Below are 18196 nucleotides of genomic sequence, written 5' to 3'. Positions count from 1 at the left end.
GGCAGCCCGGAAGGTCCCCGAGACGATGCGCCGTTCGGCCCTCACCCCACCGGACACCACCGCCCACCAGGAGAACCGGTTCCGCCAGGCGGAACCCCCCGCTCCCGAGCCGCCACGCCCGAGCCACCGCCCGAAGGACCCGAAGGCGGGCCGACGTACCCTCATCACCCGGCAGCAGCTCGCCGAGGCCCTGCCCGCCGCCGTCCGCAAGCTGCACCCGCGCACGATGGCCCGCAACCCGGTCATGCTCGTCGTCGAGACCGGCTCGGCCCTCACCACGCTCACCGCCCTCGCCCGCCCGAGCGTGTTCGCGTGGGTGATCAGCTTCTGGCTCTGGCTCACCGTGCTGTTCGCCAACCTCGCCGAGGCAGTCGCCGAGAGCCGGGGCAAGGCGCAGGCCGAGTCGCTGCGCCGCGCCCAGGCCGGCACCACCGCCCGGCGGCTGCTGCACTGGCGGGTCGGCACCCGCGACCACCGCCACGAGGTCATCCCCGCTGAGCAGTTGATGCTGCACGACATCGTGCTCGTGTCGGCCGGCGAGGTGATCCCGCAGGACGGCGAGGTCGTCGAGGGCGTCGCGAGCGTCGACGAGTCCGCGATCACCGGCGAGTCCGCCCCCGTCATCCGCGAGTCCGGCGGCGACCGCACCAGCGTCACCGGCGGCACCAGGGTGCTCTCGGACCACCTGGTCGTCCGGGTCACCTCCCGCCCCGGGCAGAGCTTCATCGACCGGATGATCAGCCTGGTCGAGGGCGCCAACCGGCAGAAGACGCCGAACGAGATCGCGCTCAACATCCTGCTCGCGTCCCTCACCATCATCTTCATCCTCTCCGTCGTCTCCCTCCAGCCGATGGCCATCTACGCGCACGCCCCGCAGACCACCGTCGTGCTGTGCGCCCTGATGGTCGCGCTCATCCCGACGACCATCGGCGCGCTGCTCTCCGCGATCGGCATCGCCGGGATGGACAGACTCGTCCAGCGCAACGTCGTCGCCCTCTCCGGCCGCGCCGTCGAGGCCGCCGGGGACGTCGACGTGCTGCTGCTCGACAAGACCGGCACCATCACGTACGGCAACCGCCGGGCCGTCGCCCTGCACGCACTGCCCGGCGCGACGACCGAACAGCTCGCCGAAGCCGCGCAGTTGGCATCGGTCGCGGACGAGACGCCGGAGGGGCGCTCGCTCGTCGAACTGACGAACCGTCAGTACTGGGTGCCGCCAAGGGCCCCCGGTGAGCTCGGCGAGCAGCGGCCCGTCCCGTTCACCGCGCACAGCCGGATGAGCGGCGTCGACCTGAGCTGGCCCGACGGCGCCACGTGCCTCATCCGCAAGGGCGCCGCGAGCGCCGTCGCCCAGTGGGTCGTCCAGTCCGGCGGCCGGCTGCCGATGGCGGCCAAACCGCTCGTGGACCGGATCGCCGGGGACGGCGGCACCCCGCTGCTCGTCGCCGTGCACGACCGGCACGGCGCCCGCGCGCTCGGCGTCGTCGAGCTCAAGGACGTCGTCAAGGAGGGCATCGCCGAACGCTTCGCCGAGCTGCGGCGGATGGGCATCCGCACGATCATGGTCACCGGCGACAACCCGCTCACCGCCAAGGCCATCGCCGAGGAGGCCGGGGTCGACGACTTCCTCGCCGAGGCCACCCCCGAGGACAAGCTCGCCTACCTGCGCCAGGAACAGGCCGCCGGGAACATGGTCGCGATGACCGGCGACGGCACCAACGACGCCCCCGCCCTCGCCCAGGCCGACGTCGGCGTCGCCATGAACTCCGGCACCCCGGCGGCGAAGGAGGCGGGCAACATGGTCGACCTCGACTCCAACCCGGCCAAGCTCATCGACATCATCCGGGTCGGCAAGCAACTCCTCATCACCCGGGGCGCGTTGACCACCTTCTCGATCACCAATGACGTCGCCAAGTTCTTCGCGATCATCCCCGCGATGTTCGCGAACGCCTACCCCGGGCTGCACCACCTCAACATCATGGGCCTGCACAGCCCGCAGTCCGCGATCGCCTCCGCGATCATCTTCAACGCGCTGATCATCGTCGCGCTGATCCCGCTCGCCCTGCGCGGCGTCCGCTACCAGCCCGCCTCGGCCACCGACCTGCTCCGGCGCAACCTGCGGGTGTACGGGCTGGGCGGGCTGGTCCTGCCGTTCCTCGGCATCAAGGCGATCGACCTGCTGATCGAGTTCGTCCCGGGACTGGGCTGATCAGCGACCGTCCGGATGCCGGTGCCGGTGCCGGCGCCGGTGCTACTAGTACGCGCGGCTGTCAGGGGGCCGTCAAGATGCGGGCGGCACGCGTCATGGCGGCGTCAGCGGCGGCGCGGACCGGATGGTTCCGGGGTTCACTGGACATGACGGAACCGAAGACACGGAACCACACGGAGGCGAACGGCCATGACCGGGACCACCCGAGTGATCGTCGGCCTGAGCGGATCACTGAGCAGTCTCGCCGCCCTCTACCACGCCGTCGGCGAAGCGGCCCGACTCGGAGCCACCCTCGTCCCGGTCGCGGCCTGGACCGTGCACGACCGGGACGGGCTGCGGCCGCTGTCCGAACTGGAGCACGCCGCCCGCCGGCGCCTCGACATCGCTTTCGAACAGGCCTACGGCGGGTACCCGTCCGGCCTGGTCGTCCGCCCCGTGGTGGTCAACTCCGAACCGGGTCCCGCCCTGGTCGGCACCGTCACCGGCCCGGACGACCTCCTCGTGATCGGTGCCGCCACCCGCCGCCGCCTCGACCGGCTGCGTCACGCGTCGGTCGCCCGCCACTGCCGCCACCGGGCCGGCTGCCGGGTCATCGAGGTGTCCCCGTCCGAACTCCTGACCCGCCTCGAACTCCCCGCCCGCACGGGCGCCCCGCTTCCGCTCCTCGCCCGCTGACACCACCGCACCGCGACACCACCGCACCGCGGCACCACGGCCAGGGCCACCGGGGCCGGCCCGGCGAGCCCCCTGCGCCGCCCCCGTCCGATCCGCCCGGACGGGGGCGGCGTCATGTCAACGCCCCTCTGGAGAAGGAGCGTTGAGGTGGGCGCTCAGCCACGTGAGCGAGGGCGGCAGCAGCCGCGTCCGGGTCGCGAGGCTGTGCTCGCCCCGAAGCAGCCGGAGAGCGGGGACCACGGTCGGGACGGCCTGCGGGTGCACCATGCCGAGCCCGAGCGCGGTAGCCGCCCGTCGAGCCGCCGATCACGCCGAGGATCCCCTCGCACCCACCGTCATCAGGTCGCACTCGAACGCCATGCGCCCCGGGGAGGGTGTTCGCACCGGGAGTACGTGTCGGGAGTTCGTGTCAGAAGTTCGACAAAGGTGTCGAGGGTCGCGCGGTTCCGGGCTATGCTTTCGGGTGTTTGAAAGGCACCTCGTTCGGTGAGGCGTCTTCACGGACACAGGCCACTGACCCGACGACGTCGAGAGACGCCCAGGTTCAGGACAGATCTTCCCGACCTAAGGGTTGATCCCAAGTGGCTTCCCCCAAGGGGGGATTACGCCGTGAAGTGCCAAAGCTCTGACGAGTTGGGGTGAGCCGGCCGCCCCGGGGGGCAGGTTGGCGAGCTCCTGCCGAGTCGATGAACGCGCCGCCCGTGGTGCGCCCGACCGGAAGGAGGCGATCACATGGACAGCAGTAGCAGTCCGGGCCACAGTCAGCCCCGTTCCCGTGTGCCCGAGCGCGCCTCCGGCAGACGCTGAACACCTCTATCGCGCAGCGCTTCTGACGTCCCGTCGCACCCACCTCGCCCGCGCGGCCCCACATCGGACAGGCCGCCCCGGGTCGCGGTGTCGTGCCCGCAGGGGGCCACCGTCGCCCGCTGCGAGGCGCGCTCGCGCGTCAACCTGCCAACCCCACGCCACGCCCGGCCGGGGCATGCCCCCGCACGCCCGCCGACCGTTGAACCCGAGGTGAGTCGCCATGTCCGTCGCCGCTTCCTTCCACCCCGCCCCCCGGACCGCTCCGCCCCGCGGCCTGCGCGCCACCCCCGCCGGCGTCCTCGGCCGGATCGCCGCGGGCCCGATCGCCGCGGGCCCGATCGCCGACAGCGTGCTCCAGGCCATCGGTTCGCAGGCCCCGGCCGGGCCTCAGGTGCGCCTGCGGGCCCGATGGGAGACCGTCACCGCCGCCGACGGGACGGCGCGGCCGTGCGCCCGCCGGCATGCCGAGTACTGACCACCCGTCCGCTTCCGCCACCCACTCCACCAGCAGATTCACGCCGAAGGAAGTCCCGTCATGGCCGTCCGCTACCCCCGGCTCGACGTCATCTTCTCCGACCACCGGGCCGCCCTCCGCGCCGTCACGAGGGCAAGCGCCCCCGCGGCCAAGGCCGCGCAGGCCTCCCCCGTACAGCCCGTCCCCGCGCAGTCCCCCGTCCGGGCCACCCGGGTGCGGACCGGCGACGACACCCCGCCGAACGGGCTGGCGATCGACCCCGAGCAACGGGTCGCGACCGTCGACGGCCGCGAAGTCGACCTCACCTTCATGGAGTTCGAGCTGCTCGCCCACCTGGTCGCCAACCCGCTGCGGGTGCACAGCCGCCGCCAGCTGATGGAGAGCGTGTGGGGCCGCCCCGACAACGGCGACACCCGCACCATCTCCACCCACATCGCCCGGATACGCCGCAAGCTCGGCCCCGGACACCGGCCCGCCCTCGCGACCGTCCGCCAGGTCGGCTACAAGTACGACCCCCGGCTGGCCGCCGCAGCCTGACCCGTTCAGCCAACTCACCTTCCCCACCTCCACGATGAGGTTTCCGATGACTCCCGGCAAGCTGCTCCCGCGGCGCGGCGAGGCGGCGGGGCTGCTCGTCGTCCTGACGCTCCTCGTCCTCGAAGGCCTCGCGTTGAGCGAGGCCTCGGACCCGGAGCGGCCGGTGATCGGCGCCGCCCTGATCGGCGCCGCCGCCACCGGCCTGCTGCTCGTCGCCGCGCTGCTGGTCGGCCGCCGTCTGGCGGCCCGGCGAAGGCTCCCGCTGCCTCCGCCGGGCCCGGACGGCCCCGTCTACAGCACCCGCGCCCTGGAGGGCTTCCCGATGGAGGCCGTCCGCCCGCTGCTGCTCGCCGAGGACGGGCCGCAGCTCAACCAGCTCTACGCGGCCTGGGTGCTCGCCCTCGGCGGTCACACCGCGCCGTGGATCGCCCGCCGGCTGGACCTGCCCGTCCCGACCGTCCGACTGCTCGTGGACGCCGTCCGCGAGCGGCGCCGGGGACGGCACCGGCCCGGCCCCAACCCACCACCGTCGCAGCGCCATTGACGACCGCGCCCACCAACTCCGGCCCCCGCGTCGCACCACGAGAGGAACCCTTCGGTGATCACCGCCCTGGACCACGTCCAACTCGCCGCTCCGCCCGGCAGCGAGGCCATGCTGCGCGCCTTCTACGGCGACATCCTGCAGATGGCCGAGCTCCCCCGCCCCGCCTCGCTCGCCGCGCGCGGCGGCTGCTGGTTCGCCGCCGACGGTGGCCGCGTCCGGCTCTACCTGGGCATCGAGGACGCCTTCCGGCCGACCACCAAGGCCCACCCCGGCCTGGCCGTCGACGAGATCGACGCCTTCGCCGGCCGGCTGGAGACCTCCGGCGCACTGGTCGTGTGGGACACCTCGCTGCCGCCGAACCGCCGCTTCTACACCCAGGACCCGGTCGGCAACCTGCTGGAGTTCGTCGAGCAGCAACCCGCGCAGCAGCACGCCCAACAGCCCGCGCCGACCGCCGAGAAGCCGACCGGGTCCTCCCGGGAACCTTCATACAGTTGACGACAACTGATTGAAACCGCAAGCTCCTTAACGTCTCCTTACCCGAATCCCCTTCCTCCCCCGGGCTTCCGGCGGACAGGCTTCCGAATGCTCCGCCAGGTGCGCGACCGCGCACCGCGGAACGTCCAGGGGAGGACTCCACCGTGCCCGACAGGCAACACCGACGGCTGCTCGCGATCGCCGTCACCCTCACCGCGATCGGCCTCACCACCACCCAGGCCTTCGCCGCCCCCGTCCCGGTGCCCACCACCACCGCCACCACCCACGACGGCACGACGGACGGCGGTGACGGCGGCAGCGACGACGCGCACGACTCCATGGAGTCCACCGCCCAGTTCACCGAGGCCCGCACGGCCCCCGGCGTGGTCGCCCCCGGCGCGTACGGTGCGGCCTGGGCGCAGCTCAAGTCCCTGCCGCGCACCGGCGGCGAGTGGGAGCACGTCACCACCAAGCCCTACAACGCCGACGACCCGCGCTACCGCGACGTCAACTCCAACTCCAGCGGCGGCTCCGGCGACGTCACCGGCCGGATCACCGGCCTCGCGGCCGACGACGACGGGCACGTCTACGCGGGGGGCGCCGACGGCGGCGTGTTCCGCTCGCGCACCGGCGGCGGAGACTGGGAGCCCATCGCCGAGAAGCTGCCCTCGCTCTCCACCGGCACGCTGGACCTCGACGGCTCCGGCCGCCTCTGGTACGCCACCGGCGAGGCCAACACCGGCGCCACCACGTACGTCGGCACCGGCGTGTACGTCCTCGCCGACCCCAAGCACGGCACGTTCCAGCCCGGGGACCGGGTCGGCGGCGCCGAGCTGGAGTCCACCACCATCCACGCGCTGCGCTTCGCCGGCGACAAGGTGTGGGCGGCCACCAGCCGCGGCGTGTGGAGCCACTCCACGACCACGCTCACCGGCCCGTGGACGCTGGAGTTCGCGCCCAACCCGGACTACCTGCCCGGCGGTTCGAAGGCGGCCGACCCGAGCGCGCCGTACAAGAACATCGCCAACGACATCGCGATCGACCCCAAGGACCCGTCCAAGGTGGTCCTCGCCGTCGGCTGGCGCAGCGGCGACACCTACAACGGCTTCTACAGCAAGGCTGCGGACGGCAGTTGGCAGCGCGTCGGCTCGCTCGGCGACCTGCCGACGGATGCCGCGAACGTCGGCGACGTCACCTTCGCCCGCTCGGCGGACGGTTCGCGCTACTACGCGATCGACGAGTCCCCGGCGGTCATGGCGAGCAACCCGGACACCGGACTCAAGGGCGTCTACGTCTCCAGGTCCGGTTCGCCGTCCGGCCCGTGGACGCTCATCGCGGACAAGGACAAGCTCAGGAACTCCGGTTCGGCCCTCCAGGGTGCCGGCTACCAGCCCGGCATCCAGTCCTGGTACAACCAGTTCCTCCAGGTCGACCCGGCCAACCCGGACCACGTCTACGCCGGCCTGGAAGAGGTCTTCGAGACCACCGACGGCGGCGGCTCGTGGGTCACCGCGGCGCCGTACTGGAACAACCCGTTCCCGTGCTGGAGCATCGACCCGGCCAAGCAGACCGGTGACTGCTCGCCGACCACCCACTCCGACCAGCACGCCGCCGCCATCGGCACCTACCGGGGCCGCACCAGCGTCTACGTCGGCAACGACGGCGGCGTCTACCGGCGCCCGGTGAACGGCCAGTTGGACGCCTACGGCCACGGCAAGGACTGGACCTCCCTCGCCGACGGCACCATCGACACCCTCCAGTACTACTCGGTCGGCGTCGGCAAGGACCCCGCCGACCCGTCCGGCCGGGGCGTCATCGTCAGCGGCGGCCTCCAGGACAACGGCGAGTCCATCCTGCGCGCCCACGACAAGGTGATGGGCTCCAACTTCGGCGGCGACGGCGGCGACACCATCGTCGACCCGAACAACGGCTGCAACATCGCCCAGGAGTACGTCTACCTGGACATGTGGGTCACCCAGAACTGCGCGGTGAACAACGGCAGTTGGCTGACCGACCCGGCGAAGGCCACGTCCTTCGAGGTCGCGCCGCCCGACAAGGACGCCAACGCCGCCCGCTTCATCGCCCCGCTGACGACCGACCCGAGGAACGTCAACACGTGGGTCGCCGGCGGCCGGCACGTCTGGGTCCAGAACAAGGGCTTCGCGATCCGCAGCGGCAGCGAGTGGACCAGCGCGTACGACCTCGGCGCCGGCCACGTCGCCACCGCGGTCGCGACCGTCAACGGCACCGTGTACGCGGGCTGGTGCGGCCCCTGCAACAACCAGGGCTTCACCCGCGGCATCGCGGTCGGCAAGACCGACGGCACCGGCTGGCACCAGCTGAACCTGCCCGTCGACGGCACCCTGCCCAACCGGTACGTCTCGTCCTTCGCCGTCGACGAGAACGACGCGCAGCACGTCGTCGTCGCCTTCTCCGGCTTCTCCCGCGCCTGGACGGAAGGCCCCGGCGCCGGCATCGGCCACCTCTTCGAGTCCCACGACGGCGGCACCACCTGGACCGACATCTCGGCCAACCTGCCCGACGTCCCCGCCGACACCGTCAGGTTGCTCCCCGACGGCGGCATCGCCCTCGGCACCGACGTCGCCGCGTTCTACCGCGCACCCGGCGAGAGCCGGTTCAAGGTCCTCGGCGAGGACCTGCCGACCACGTCGGTGCTCCAGCTGAGGAGCGGCCCCGACGGCAAGCTCTACGCCGCCACCTTCGGCCGCGGCATCTGGGCCATCAAGACCCGCCGCGACGGCTGACCCGTCCCTACACCCGCGACCCGGGCGCGGCGGCGGCCCCGCCGCGCCCGGCGTTCGCCTGCGCGACCAGGTACGGCACCATCCCGCGCTCCGCGAGCGCCGTCCGCCAGGCGTCCCGCGCGAGCGCCAACTCCCCCGGACCCCCGGCGTCCCCGGCCGAGGCCCCCCGCGAGCGCGAGGCCTCGGCAGCCAGCCCGATCCCACCCGCCAGCGCACTCACCAGCGCCACCCCGGCCGCGACCCACCCGGCGCCGACCAGCGCCCCGCTCAACACCTCCGAGTCGTCGGCCAGCCCGAGCGAGTAGCCGAGCAGCAGGAAGATCCCGGCCGCGGCCCCGGAGACGAGGGGCACGATCACCGCCAGCACCCCCAGCCACCCCGAAGCCCGCTCCGGCGCAGGCGCGTCCACCGGCAGCCGCGCCTCCGCGTCGGCATCCGCCCGCAGCCCCGCGTACCGCTCGTACTCGGGCGCAGCGGCGGCCAGCACGTACTCCGCGTTGTCCCGCGCACACCGCCGCAACCGCTCGACCCCGTGTGCCTGTTCCCCCGTCGCCCGCAGCGCGGCCTGCACCGCCGCCCCGGCGAGCGCCCTGCTGAGCACCGTCTCGAAGTCGGCCCGGTCCTGCTGAGGAAGCCGGAGCGGTCTTTCCATGGTTCAACCCCGTTCGCTGTTCGCGTCGCCCCCGCCTTGGCGCCGGCTTTACCAGCCCTTAGTTCTACAGCACTGTAGAGCATGGGGTGCAGGCGGAGCAGCACTCGTGACCAGTGAACTTATGGCTACGGAACGGGATCGGCCATGGGTACACGCCGCAGAGCGGCCAGGATCGATCCGACGCCCCGTCGGCCGACGGCAACGCTCCGAGCCCTCCCCGCGTGCAGGAGGACGAGCCTAGGCCACCGTCAGGATGCCCCGCATGAAGTGGTGGAACGTGCACTGGTACGAGTACGGGCCGCGCTGCGCCGGTGCCGTGACGGTGGCCGTGGCGCCCGGGGCGATGGGGGCCGTGCCGAAGGTGCGGTCCTGGGCGGTGAGGGTGTGTTCGACGGCGTCGGTGTTCACCACCGTGACGGTGCCGCCTGGGCGGACGGTGAAGTTCGCGGGCTGGAACTGGAAGTTCCCGATCGTCACCGTCACCGCCGCCGGGCCGGTGGGGGCCGCCGTCGCGGGGCCGGGCTGCGCGGACGGCGGGGCGGTGGGGGTGTTCTCGTCCGGCGCCGGGCCGATGTAGGCGCTGAGGCAACCGCTCAGGCCGGCAGCCAGGAGGAGGGCGCCGCCGGCCCGGGCCAGCCGGGTCGGCGGGCGCATCAGTCGGTGGCGGCGGCGGTGACGAGCCGGATCCGGCGGGCGTCCGCGGAGGCCGGCGGGGCGGAGCCGAGGTTGGAGACCGTGGCGGTCAGCACGGCGTCCACGTCCGGGATCCAGTTGCTGGTCTTGGACGGCACGATGAGCTGGCGGTGCTGCTCCGTCCCGTCGCACTGGATGTCCGTCTCGGCGGTGCGGGTGGAGCCGAAGGCCTTCGTGGCGGCGTCCTCCGGGTCCTGCTGCTCCACCGTGACGGTCAGCGACCTGGCCTCGGCGGCGACCCCGCACGCGTACGTGACGTCGACCCGGACCTTGCCCGGGATCTTCTGGTCGATCCGGGCGCCGTCGATGCTGACCGACGTCGTGGGCTGGTCGGGGCCCGGATCGGCCCCTGCGGGTACTGCCAGGCTGCTGAGGGCCGTGGTGAGGGCCGTCAGGATGATCCACCGCTGCACTGCCAACCTCCCGGGGGGCTAGGACGAGCTGCGGCCGACGCTAATCGCCCGCCCCCGGCCCCGCGCGCCGGGCGGCCCGAACGGCTCACACACCGTCCTGAACGGCTCACACCGCCCGGCGCTGCGGGCCTGGCTCACGCCGCCTGCCGCACCAGCCCGGCCCGCGCGCCCGGCCGCAGCCAGACGACCCACGTGAGCGCCGAGCAGGCCAGGTAGGCCGCCAGGAATCCCACGTACGCGGCGTCCCCGTTGTGGCTGGCCTGGAAGGACTGCCGGAAGGCGAGGTTGACGATCACCCCGCCGAACGCCCCGATCGCGCCCGCGAGCCCGATGAGCGCGGCGGAGCGCCGTCGTGCGTCGGCCTCCGCCACCGCCGGGTCGGCGCCGGCGGCGACGGCGGCGCGGGCCCGGCCCTGGTAGTGCGCGGGGATCATCTTGTACGTCGAGCCGTTGCCGATCCCGCTGAGCACGAACAGCGCGACGAACCCGGCCAGGAACAGCGGCAGCGAGCCCGCCCGGGAGGCCGCGAGCACGACGGCCGTCCCGGCGCCCATGGCCGCGAACGTCGCGAGCGTGACGCGCGCGCCGCCCCAACGGTCGGCGAGCCGTCCGCCGACGGGCCGCAGCAGCGAGCCGAGCAACGGCCCGAGGAAGGTGAGCGCGGCGGCCTTGACCGGGGTGTCGAAGCGGTCGTGGAACTGCACCTGGAGCACCTGTCCGAAGGCGAAGCCGAACCCGATGAACGAGCCGAACGTGCCGATGTACAGCGCCGATACGGCCCAGCCGTACGGGTCCCCGGCCACCTCGCGCAGCGCCCGCCCCTCGCCACGCGAGGCACCGGAGGAGACGGCCAGGTTGTCCATCCGCCACCAGGCCCCCGCCGCCGCGAGCACGATCAGCGGCAGGTAGATCAGCGGCAGCAGCCGTGGGTGGGCCGCGCCCGCCGTGGCGAGGACGAGCAGCCCGAGCAGCTGCACGGCCGGCACCCCGAGGTTGCCGCCGCCCGCGTTGACGCCGAGCGCCCAGCCCTTGAGCCGGTGCGGGTAGAAGGCGTTGATGTTGGCCATGGACGAGGCGAAGTTGCCGCCGCCGACGCCGGCCACGCAGGCCACCGCGAGCAGCGTCCCGTACGGGACGCCGGGTCGCAGGACGAGGGCGGCGAGCACGGTCGGCACGAGCAGCAGCAGCGCGCTGATCACCGTCCAGTTCCGTCCGCCGAACCGCGCGACGGCGAAGGTGTACGGCAGGCGCAGCAGCGCGCCGAGCGCGGTCGGGAGCGCGGTGAGCGTGAACTTCCCCGCCGTGTCGATGTGGTACTCGGGCCCGAGGAAGAGCACGAGCACCGACCACAGGCTCCACACCGAGAAGCCGATGTGTTCGGAGAGGACGGAGAAGACGAGGTTGCGCCGGGCGATGCGGGCGCCGGCGCGCTGCCAGAACTCCTCGTCCTCCGGGTCCCAGCCGCGCAGTTCGGCGGGTCTGGCCGTACCGGCCTCGACGGTGGTCGTCACTGCGCACCTCCGGAGACCCGGACGGGCCAGACCTTCAGGACGGCCGGGCGGCCGTCGGGGGCGGTGTCCTCGTCGAGGCAGCGGCCGTCGGTGAGGTCGAAGACCTGCTTGTACATCGGCGAGGCGAGCGTCGGGCGGGAGCCGCGGCTGCCGAGCAGGCCGCGCGAGAGCACCTGGGCGCCGCTGAACGGATCGAGGTTGTCGACGGCGTACAGCGTGCCGGTGCGGTCGAGGAAGACCGCGACCTGCCGCGCGCCTTCCAGCAGGACGGCCCTGCCGCGGCCGGGCTGCAGGTCGTCGAGGGTGCAGACGGCGCGCCAGCGGGTGCCGTCGTGGATCTGAACGGTCACGGGGTGAGCACCTCCAGTCGGGCCCCGGCGATGAGGACCGGGGATTCGAGGGTGTGTCCGTCCTCGCCCGGGCGGGCGGGGCGGATCTGGCCGCGTTCGGGGACGAAGGTCACGGCCGGGTCGGGGGTTCCGGGGGCGTTGACGAAGGAGGAGAAGCGCCGCAGCCGGTCGGGGTCGGCCAGGGTCTCGGCCCATTCGTCCCGGTAGCCGACGATGTGACGGGCCATCAGCTCGTCGAGCTCGGCGGCGATGCCGAGCGAGTCGTCGAGGACGACGGCCCGCAGGTGGTCGAGGCCGCCCTCCAGGCGCTCCAGCCAGACCGAGGTGCGTTCGAGGCGGTCGGCGGTGCGGATGTAGAACATCAGGAAGCGGTCGATGGTGCGGATGAGCGTCTCGCGGTCGAGGTCGGCGGCGAGCAGGTCGGCGTGCCGGGGCGTCATGCCGCCGTTGCCGCCGACGTAGAGGTTCCAGCCGGCCGAGGTGGCGATGATGCCGAAGTCCTTGCTCTGCGCCTCCGCGCACTCGCGGGCGCAGCCGGAGACGGCGGACTTGAGCTTGTGCGGGGAGCGCAACCCCCGGTAGCGGAGCTCCAGTTCGATGGCGAGCGTGGTGGAGTCCTGGACGCCGTAGCGGCACCAGGTCTCGCCGACGCAGGACTTCACGGTGCGCAGCGACTTGCCGTAGGCGTGGCCGGACTCGAAGCCGGCGTCGACCAGTTTCCGCCAGATCACCGGGAGCTGGTCGACGGTGGCGCCGAACATGTCGATCCGCTGGCCGCCGGTGAGCTTGGTGTAGAGGCCGTGGTCGCGGGCGATCTCCCCGATCGCGATGAGGCCCTCGGGGGTGATCTCGCCGCCGGGCACGCGCGGGACGACCGAGTAGGAGCCGTTGCGCTGGAGGTTGGCGAGGAAGTGGTCGTTGGAGTCCTGGAGGGCGCCCTGTTCGCCGTCGAGGATGTGGCCGTTGCCGAGGCTGGCCAGGATGGAGGCGACGGTGGGCTTGCAGACCTCGCAGCCCTCGCCGCTGCCGTGCCGGTCGAGCAGGTCGGAGAAGCTCCCGATCCCCGTCACGCGGACGATCTCGTACAACTCGGCGCGGGTGTGGGCGAAGTGCTCGCACAGGCCCTTGTCGGTGCTGACGCCGGCCGCCTCCAGCTCCTCGGTGACGACGGTGCCGAGCATCTTGATGCAGCTGCCGCAGCCGGTACCGGCCCGGGTGCACTTCTTGACGGCGGCGACGCTGTCGCAGCCCTGGTCGCGGACGGCGGCGCGGACGGCGCCCTGGGTGACGTTGTGACAGGAGCAGAGCACCGCGTCGTCGGGCAGCGCGACCGGCCCGGCGTTCGCGAACCCGGCGGGCAGCACGAGCTGCTCGGCCGGGACGGTGAGCGGCTTGCCGGCCACCGCGAGCGGGCGCAGCGTGCCGTAGGCGTCGGTGTCGCCGACCAGGACGCCGCCGAGCAGGGCGCCGTCCTGGCCGATGACGAGCTTGCGGTAGACGCCGCCGCGGCTGTCGCTGTAGAGCACGTCGAGTGCGCCCTCGGCGGTGCCGTGCGGGTCGCCGAAACTGGCGACGTCGACGCCGAGGAGCTTGAGCTTGGTGGAGGTGTCGGCGCCGGTGAAGCCCTCGCCGGGCAGGCCGGCCAACGTCCGTGCCGCCGTCTCGGCCATCTGGTAGCCGGGGGCGACGAGACCGTAGACGCGGCCGTCGGCGGCCTGGGCGCACTCGCCGATGGCGAGGATCGCCGGGTCGGCGGTGCGGCAGTGCTCGTCGACGACGACGCCGCCGCGGGCGCCGACCGGCAGGTCGCAGTCGCGGGCGAGTTGGTCGCGGGCGCGCACGCCGGCCGAGAACACCACGAGGTCGGCGGGGAGTTCGCGGCCGTCGGAGAGCGCGAGCCCGGTGACCCGGCCGTCCTCGCCGGTGACGACGCCGCTCGCGCCGGCGCTGGTGTGCACCGTCACGCCGAGGTCCTCGATCTTGCGGCGGAGCACGGCGCCGCCGCCGTCGTCGACCTGGACGGCCATCAGGCGGGGTGCGAACTCGACGACGTGGGTGGTCAGTCCGCCGGCCCGCAGCGCGCCGGCGGCCTCCAGGCCGAGCAGCCCGCCGCCGACGACGACGCCGGTGGCGGCCTGCTCCGCGTCCGAGCGGATGGCGTCGACGTCCTCGATGGTGCGGTAGACGTGGCAGCCTGGCGCGTCCTTGCCGGGCACCGGCGGGACGAACGGGACCGAGCCGGTGGCCAGCACGAGGGCGTCGTAGTGGAGTTCGGCACCGGACCGGGTGGTGACGGTCCGCCCGGCCCGGTCGATCGCGGTGACCGGGTCGCCCAGGCGCAGGTCGATGCCGTGCTCGGCCAGGAAGCCGGGCGGGCACAGCGAGAGGTCCTCGGCGGTGCGGCCGTCGAACAGCGCGCTCAGGTGGACCCGGTCGTACGCGGGCCGGGGCTCCTCGGCTAGCACGGTGACCCGCCAGCCGGCCGCGGCGGGCTGCGCGGTGAAGGCCTCCAGGAAGCGCTGGCCGACCATGCCGTGGCCGACCAGGACCAGGTCCCGGACAGTGCGGTCGTTACGGGTCATCGCGGTACTCCTCGGGTGAGCAGGTGCAGGGGGTGGCCGCCGAGCGGTCCTTCGCTATCGAAGGCGCCGGCCAGCGCGTCCACGGTGGCCAGGTCGCCGAGCAGGATCGCGCCGACCAGGCGGTCGCCGCGCAGGACGAGCTTCTTGTAGCTGCCGCGGGTGGCGTCGGCGATCCGCAGGACGTCGAGACCCGGGTCGAGGGTCTCGTCCACGGCGCCGAAGGCCGCGTACTCCAGGTCGCCGGTGCTGAGCCGGGCACGCTGGAGGCTGCCGGTGTAGCGGGCGTCCGGGTCGGCGCCGGACAGCCGCCGGGCGAGCACGTCGGCCTGCTCCCAGGCGGGGCCGGCCAGGCCGTGGACGGTGCCGCGGTGCTCGGCGCAGTCGCCGATCGCGGACACGTTCCCGGAGACTGCCAGCCGGTCGTCGACCAGGATGCCGGTGCCGACCGGCAGCCCCGCGCCGTACGCCAGGGCGGTGCGGGGGCGGGTGCCGCAGGCGAGCACGACCAGGTCGCAGTCGAGCCGGTAGCCGTTGGCCAGTTCCACCGCGCCGACGCTCTCGCCGCCGTGGACGGCGCGGGCGCGGTTGCGGGCGTAGGTCTCGACGCCGAGCCCGAGCAGTCGCTCCCGCAGCACCTCGGCCGCCTCGTGATCGAGTTGACGCTCGATCAGGTGCGGTCCCTGGTGGACGATTTCGGTCCGCACGCCGAGCGCGGCGAGCGCCCGGGCGGCGCTCACGCCGAGCACCCCGCCGCCGATCACGACCGCGCGCTTCGCGGTGACGGCCTCCTCGGCGAGCCGCCCGCAGTCCTCCAGCGTGCGCAGGGTGTGCACGCCCTCGGTGAGACCCAGCCCGTCGGGGCGGCGCAGCCCGCGCACGGGCGGCAGCACCGGGTTGGAGCCGGTCGCGAGGACGAGCTCGTCCCACGGCTCGACGGTGCCGTCGGCCAGGGTCAGCGTGCGGGCGGCCGGGTCGAGGGCCACGACCTCGCAGCCGGGCCGGGCTTCGGCCCCGCCGAGCGGCAGCGCGATCGACTCGGCGTCGTAGCGCCCGGTCAGGACGTCCGCGAGCAGCACCCGGTTGTAGGGCGCGCGCGGCTCGGCGCCGTAGACGGTGACGGTGCCGGACCCGCCGAGCGCACCGTAGCGCTCGGCGAAGCGGGCGCCGGCCATGCCGCCGCCGACGACGGCGATCCTCGGGGTCACGGGGCCACCTCCTGTTCGGCGCGCTCCACGCGGACCGCGCACAACTTGAACTCCGGCATCCGGGACACCGGGTCGAGCGCCGGGTTGGTCAGGCTGTTGGCCCGGCCCGCCCCCGGCCAGTGGAAGGGCATGAACACGGTGTCCGCCCGGATCGCGTCGGTGATCCGCGCCGGGGCCACCGCCCGTCCGCGCCGGCTGGTCACCGCCACCGGCTCCCCGTCGGCCACCCCGAGCCGCTCGGCGAGCCGTGGGTGCAGCTCGACGAACGGGCCGGGGGCGGCCTTGGTCAGCTCGGCCACCCGCCGGGTCTGCGCGCCGCTCTGGTACTGGGCGAGCACCCGGCCGGTGGTCAGGTACAGCGGGTACGCCTCGTCGGGCTCCTCGCCGGCCGGGCGGTGGGTGACGGCCGCGAAGCGGGCCCGTCCGTCCGGCGTCGCGTACCGGTCGAGGAAGAGCCGCCTGGTGCCCGGGTGGTCCTCGGCCGGGCAGGGCCAGAACACGCCGTCCTCCGCCGCGATCCGCCGGTAGGTGATGCCCGCGTAGTCGGCGTCGCCGCCGGCCGAGGCGCGGCGCAGCTCGTCGAAGGCCTCCTCGGCCGCCACCGGGAAGCCGGTCGCGACACCCAGACGGGCGGCCAGTTCGCGCAGCACCCACAGCTCGCTGCGGACGCCCTCGGGCGGGTCGAAGGCGCGGCGGCGCAGGATGACCCGGCCCTCCAGGTTGGTGGTGGTGCCGTCCTCCTCCGCCCACTGCGTCACGGGCAGGACGACGTCCGCGAGGCGGGCCGTCTCGGACAGCACCAGGTCGGCGACGACCAGCAGGTCCAGCGCGCGCAGCCGCTCGGTGACGTGCCCGGCGTTCGGCGCGGACACCGCCGGGTTGGAGCCGGCCAGCAGCAGCGCCCGGACGCCGTCCGGCCGGCCGAGGCCGTCCAGCAGCTCGTACGCCGACTTGCCCGGGCCCGGGATGCTCTCGGCCGGCACGCCCCACACCGCGGCGACGTGCGCCCGGGCGGCCGGGTCCTCGATCGAGCGGTAGCCGGGCAGTTGGTCCGCCTTCTGGCCGTGCTCGCGCCCGCCCTGCCCGTTGCCCTGGCCGGTGAGGCAGCCGTAACCGGCGTACGGACGGCCGGAGTTGCCGGTCGCCAGGCACAGGTTGATCCACGCGCCGACGGTGTCGGTGCCCTTGCTGTGCTGCTCCGGGCCGCGCGCGGTGAGCACCATGCCGCTCGTCGCCGTGCCGAACATCCTTGCCGCCTCGCGCAGTTGGTGGGCGGGTACGCCGGTGATCCGCTCGACGCGGTCCGGCCAGTGCGCCATCGCGGCCTCACGGGCCGCCTCGAAGCCGGTCGTCCGCCCGGCGACGAAGTCCTTGTCCACCAGGCCGTCGGCGATCACCAGGTGCAACAGGCCCAGCGCGAGCGCCAGGTCACCGCCCGGGCGGGGCTGGAGGTACAGGTCGGCGAGTTCGGCCGTGCGGGTGCGGCGCGGGTCGACGACGATCAGGATGCCGCCGTTCTCGCGCAGTTCGCGGAAGTAGCGCACCGCCGGCGGCATCGTCTCGGCCGGGTTGGCGCCGACCAGGATCAGGCAGCCGGTGTGCGGGATGTCCTCCAGCGGGAACGGCAGGCCGCGGTCCAGGCCGAAGGCCCTGCGGTGGGCGGCCGCCGCCGAGGACATGCAGAACCGGCCGTTGTAGTCGATGTTCGCGGTGCGCAGCACCACCCGGGCGAACTTGCCCAGCAGGTAGGCCTTCTCGTTGGTCAGCCCGCCCCCGCCGAACACGCCCACCGCGTCCGGCCCGTACTGCTCCCGCACCCGGACGATCCCCTCCGCGACGCGGTCCAGCGCCTCCGGCCAGCCCGCCGCCCGCAGCGGCCCGCCGGGCCGGTCGCGCAGCAGCGGGCCGGTCAGCCGGACGTCACGGGCGAGCACGGCCGCCGCCGAACGGCCCTTGCCGCACAGCGCACCCCGGTTCACCGGGAACTCCGGTCGCTCCAGCACCTCTGGCGTGCCGTCGGCGCCGCCGCCCAGCCGCATGCCGCACTGGAGCGAGCAGTACGGGCAGTGGGTGTCGGTGGTCGGCGCGGGGGCCGCCTTCGGGCTGGTCGGCGTCATGCCGAGGAATGTCGCCGTCCGCTGTTTCGCGACCGCGTCACCCGTGTTGCGGGCGCGGTACACCTCCCTCACGGCCGCCCGGCCCCAGGGTGCGCTCCAGGAACGCCAGTCGTAACCGGAACGGCCGTTTCGCTTACCTGGGGGTGACGGGCGGGCAACGCCCCCGTAACGTGCGCGCCGCACG

General features: G+C 73.7%; 15 protein-coding genes and 1 riboswitch. Of the genes, 7 read left to right on the top strand and 8 right to left on the bottom strand.

Annotated features, from left to right (window positions below; genetic code table 11):
- Positions 1-25 precede the first annotated feature (25 nt).
- From kdpB to AB0C76_RS29615, 7 genes are all read left to right on the top strand, one after another.
- Positions 26-2209 carry a potassium-transporting ATPase subunit KdpB gene (gene kdpB / locus AB0C76_RS29645; RefSeq protein ID WP_359971463.1) on the top strand — a complete coding sequence of 728 codons (2184 nt, stop codon included), beginning with the start codon at positions 26-28 and terminating at the stop codon, positions 2207-2209.
- Between the two features lie 189 nt (positions 2210-2398).
- Positions 2399-2884 carry a universal stress protein gene (locus AB0C76_RS29640; protein ID WP_359971462.1) on the top strand — a complete coding sequence of 162 codons (486 nt, stop codon included), beginning with the start codon at positions 2399-2401 and terminating at the stop codon, positions 2882-2884.
- A 471-nt stretch (positions 2885-3355) separates the two neighbouring features.
- A riboswitch (M-box (ykoK) riboswitch) is annotated at positions 3356-3529 on the top strand.
- 382 nt (positions 3530-3911) lie between these two features.
- The gene (locus tag AB0C76_RS29635) at positions 3912-4166 is read left to right on the top strand and encodes a hypothetical protein (protein WP_359971461.1); all 255 of its coding nucleotides are present in this window, start codon (positions 3912-3914) and stop codon (positions 4164-4166) included.
- 60 nt (positions 4167-4226) lie between these two features.
- Entirely contained in the window at positions 4227-4703 is a 477-nt protein-coding gene (locus tag AB0C76_RS29630) for a winged helix-turn-helix domain-containing protein (RefSeq protein ID WP_359971460.1), read from the top strand.
- 46 nt (positions 4704-4749) lie between these two features.
- Positions 4750-5247, top strand: a complete 498-nt coding sequence (locus AB0C76_RS29625; protein WP_359971458.1) for a hypothetical protein — start codon at positions 4750-4752, stop codon at positions 5245-5247.
- 54 nt (positions 5248-5301) lie between these two features.
- Positions 5302-5745: a glyoxalase gene (locus AB0C76_RS29620; protein ID WP_359971456.1), complete on the top strand. Its 444-nt coding sequence runs from the start codon at positions 5302-5304 to the stop codon at positions 5743-5745.
- A gap of 143 nt (positions 5746-5888) precedes the next feature.
- Positions 5889-8489, top strand: a complete 2601-nt coding sequence (locus tag AB0C76_RS29615) for a glycosyl hydrolase (RefSeq protein WP_359971454.1) — start codon at positions 5889-5891, stop codon at positions 8487-8489.
- 7 nt (positions 8490-8496) lie between these two features.
- Here AB0C76_RS29615 and AB0C76_RS29610 read toward each other — a convergent pair whose 3' ends face one another.
- The 8 genes from AB0C76_RS29610 to AB0C76_RS29575 all read right to left on the bottom strand — a co-directional run bounded on the left by AB0C76_RS29610 (position 8497) and on the right by AB0C76_RS29575 (position 18012).
- A complete protein-coding gene (locus AB0C76_RS29610) occupies positions 8497-9141 on the bottom strand; it encodes a hypothetical protein (protein ID WP_359971452.1) in 645 nt (214 codons plus the stop codon).
- A 237-nt stretch (positions 9142-9378) separates the two neighbouring features.
- Entirely contained in the window at positions 9379-9795 is a 417-nt protein-coding gene (locus AB0C76_RS29605) for a cupredoxin domain-containing protein (RefSeq protein ID WP_359971450.1), read from the bottom strand.
- On the bottom strand, positions 9795-10247 hold the full coding sequence (locus AB0C76_RS29600) for a hypothetical protein (protein ID WP_359971448.1): 453 nt from the start codon (positions 10245-10247) through the stop codon (positions 9795-9797). The genes AB0C76_RS29605 and AB0C76_RS29600 overlap by 1 nt, the downstream gene beginning before the upstream one ends.
- 134 nt (positions 10248-10381) lie before the next feature.
- A complete protein-coding gene (locus AB0C76_RS29595; RefSeq protein WP_359971446.1) occupies positions 10382-11758 on the bottom strand; it encodes a nitrate/nitrite transporter in 1377 nt (458 codons plus the stop codon).
- Positions 11755-12108 carry a nitrite reductase small subunit NirD gene (gene nirD / locus AB0C76_RS29590; protein ID WP_359971444.1) on the bottom strand — a complete coding sequence of 118 codons (354 nt, stop codon included), beginning with the start codon at positions 12106-12108 and terminating at the stop codon, positions 11755-11757. Before nirD ends, AB0C76_RS29595 begins: the two co-directional genes overlap by 4 nt.
- Positions 12105-14690 (bottom strand): nitrite reductase large subunit NirB, encoded by a 2586-nt coding sequence (nirB, locus tag AB0C76_RS29585; protein WP_359971443.1) that lies wholly within the window; start codon positions 14688-14690, stop codon positions 12105-12107. The genes nirD and nirB overlap by 4 nt, the downstream gene beginning before the upstream one ends.
- A complete protein-coding gene (locus AB0C76_RS29580) occupies positions 14687-15895 on the bottom strand; it encodes an FAD-dependent oxidoreductase (RefSeq protein ID WP_359971441.1) in 1209 nt (402 codons plus the stop codon). The genes nirB and AB0C76_RS29580 overlap by 4 nt, the downstream gene beginning before the upstream one ends.
- Positions 15892-18012 (bottom strand): molybdopterin oxidoreductase family protein, encoded by a 2121-nt coding sequence (locus AB0C76_RS29575; protein WP_359971439.1) that lies wholly within the window; start codon positions 18010-18012, stop codon positions 15892-15894. Before AB0C76_RS29575 ends, AB0C76_RS29580 begins: the two co-directional genes overlap by 4 nt.
- Between the last annotated feature and the right edge of the window lie 184 nt (positions 18013-18196).

Origin of the sequence: Kitasatospora sp. NPDC048722 (genome assembly GCF_040650235.1) — a bacterium.
Classification (GTDB): domain Bacteria; phylum Actinomycetota; class Actinomycetes; order Streptomycetales; family Streptomycetaceae; genus Kitasatospora.
This window is presented reverse-complemented; position numbering and strand designations above follow the sequence as displayed.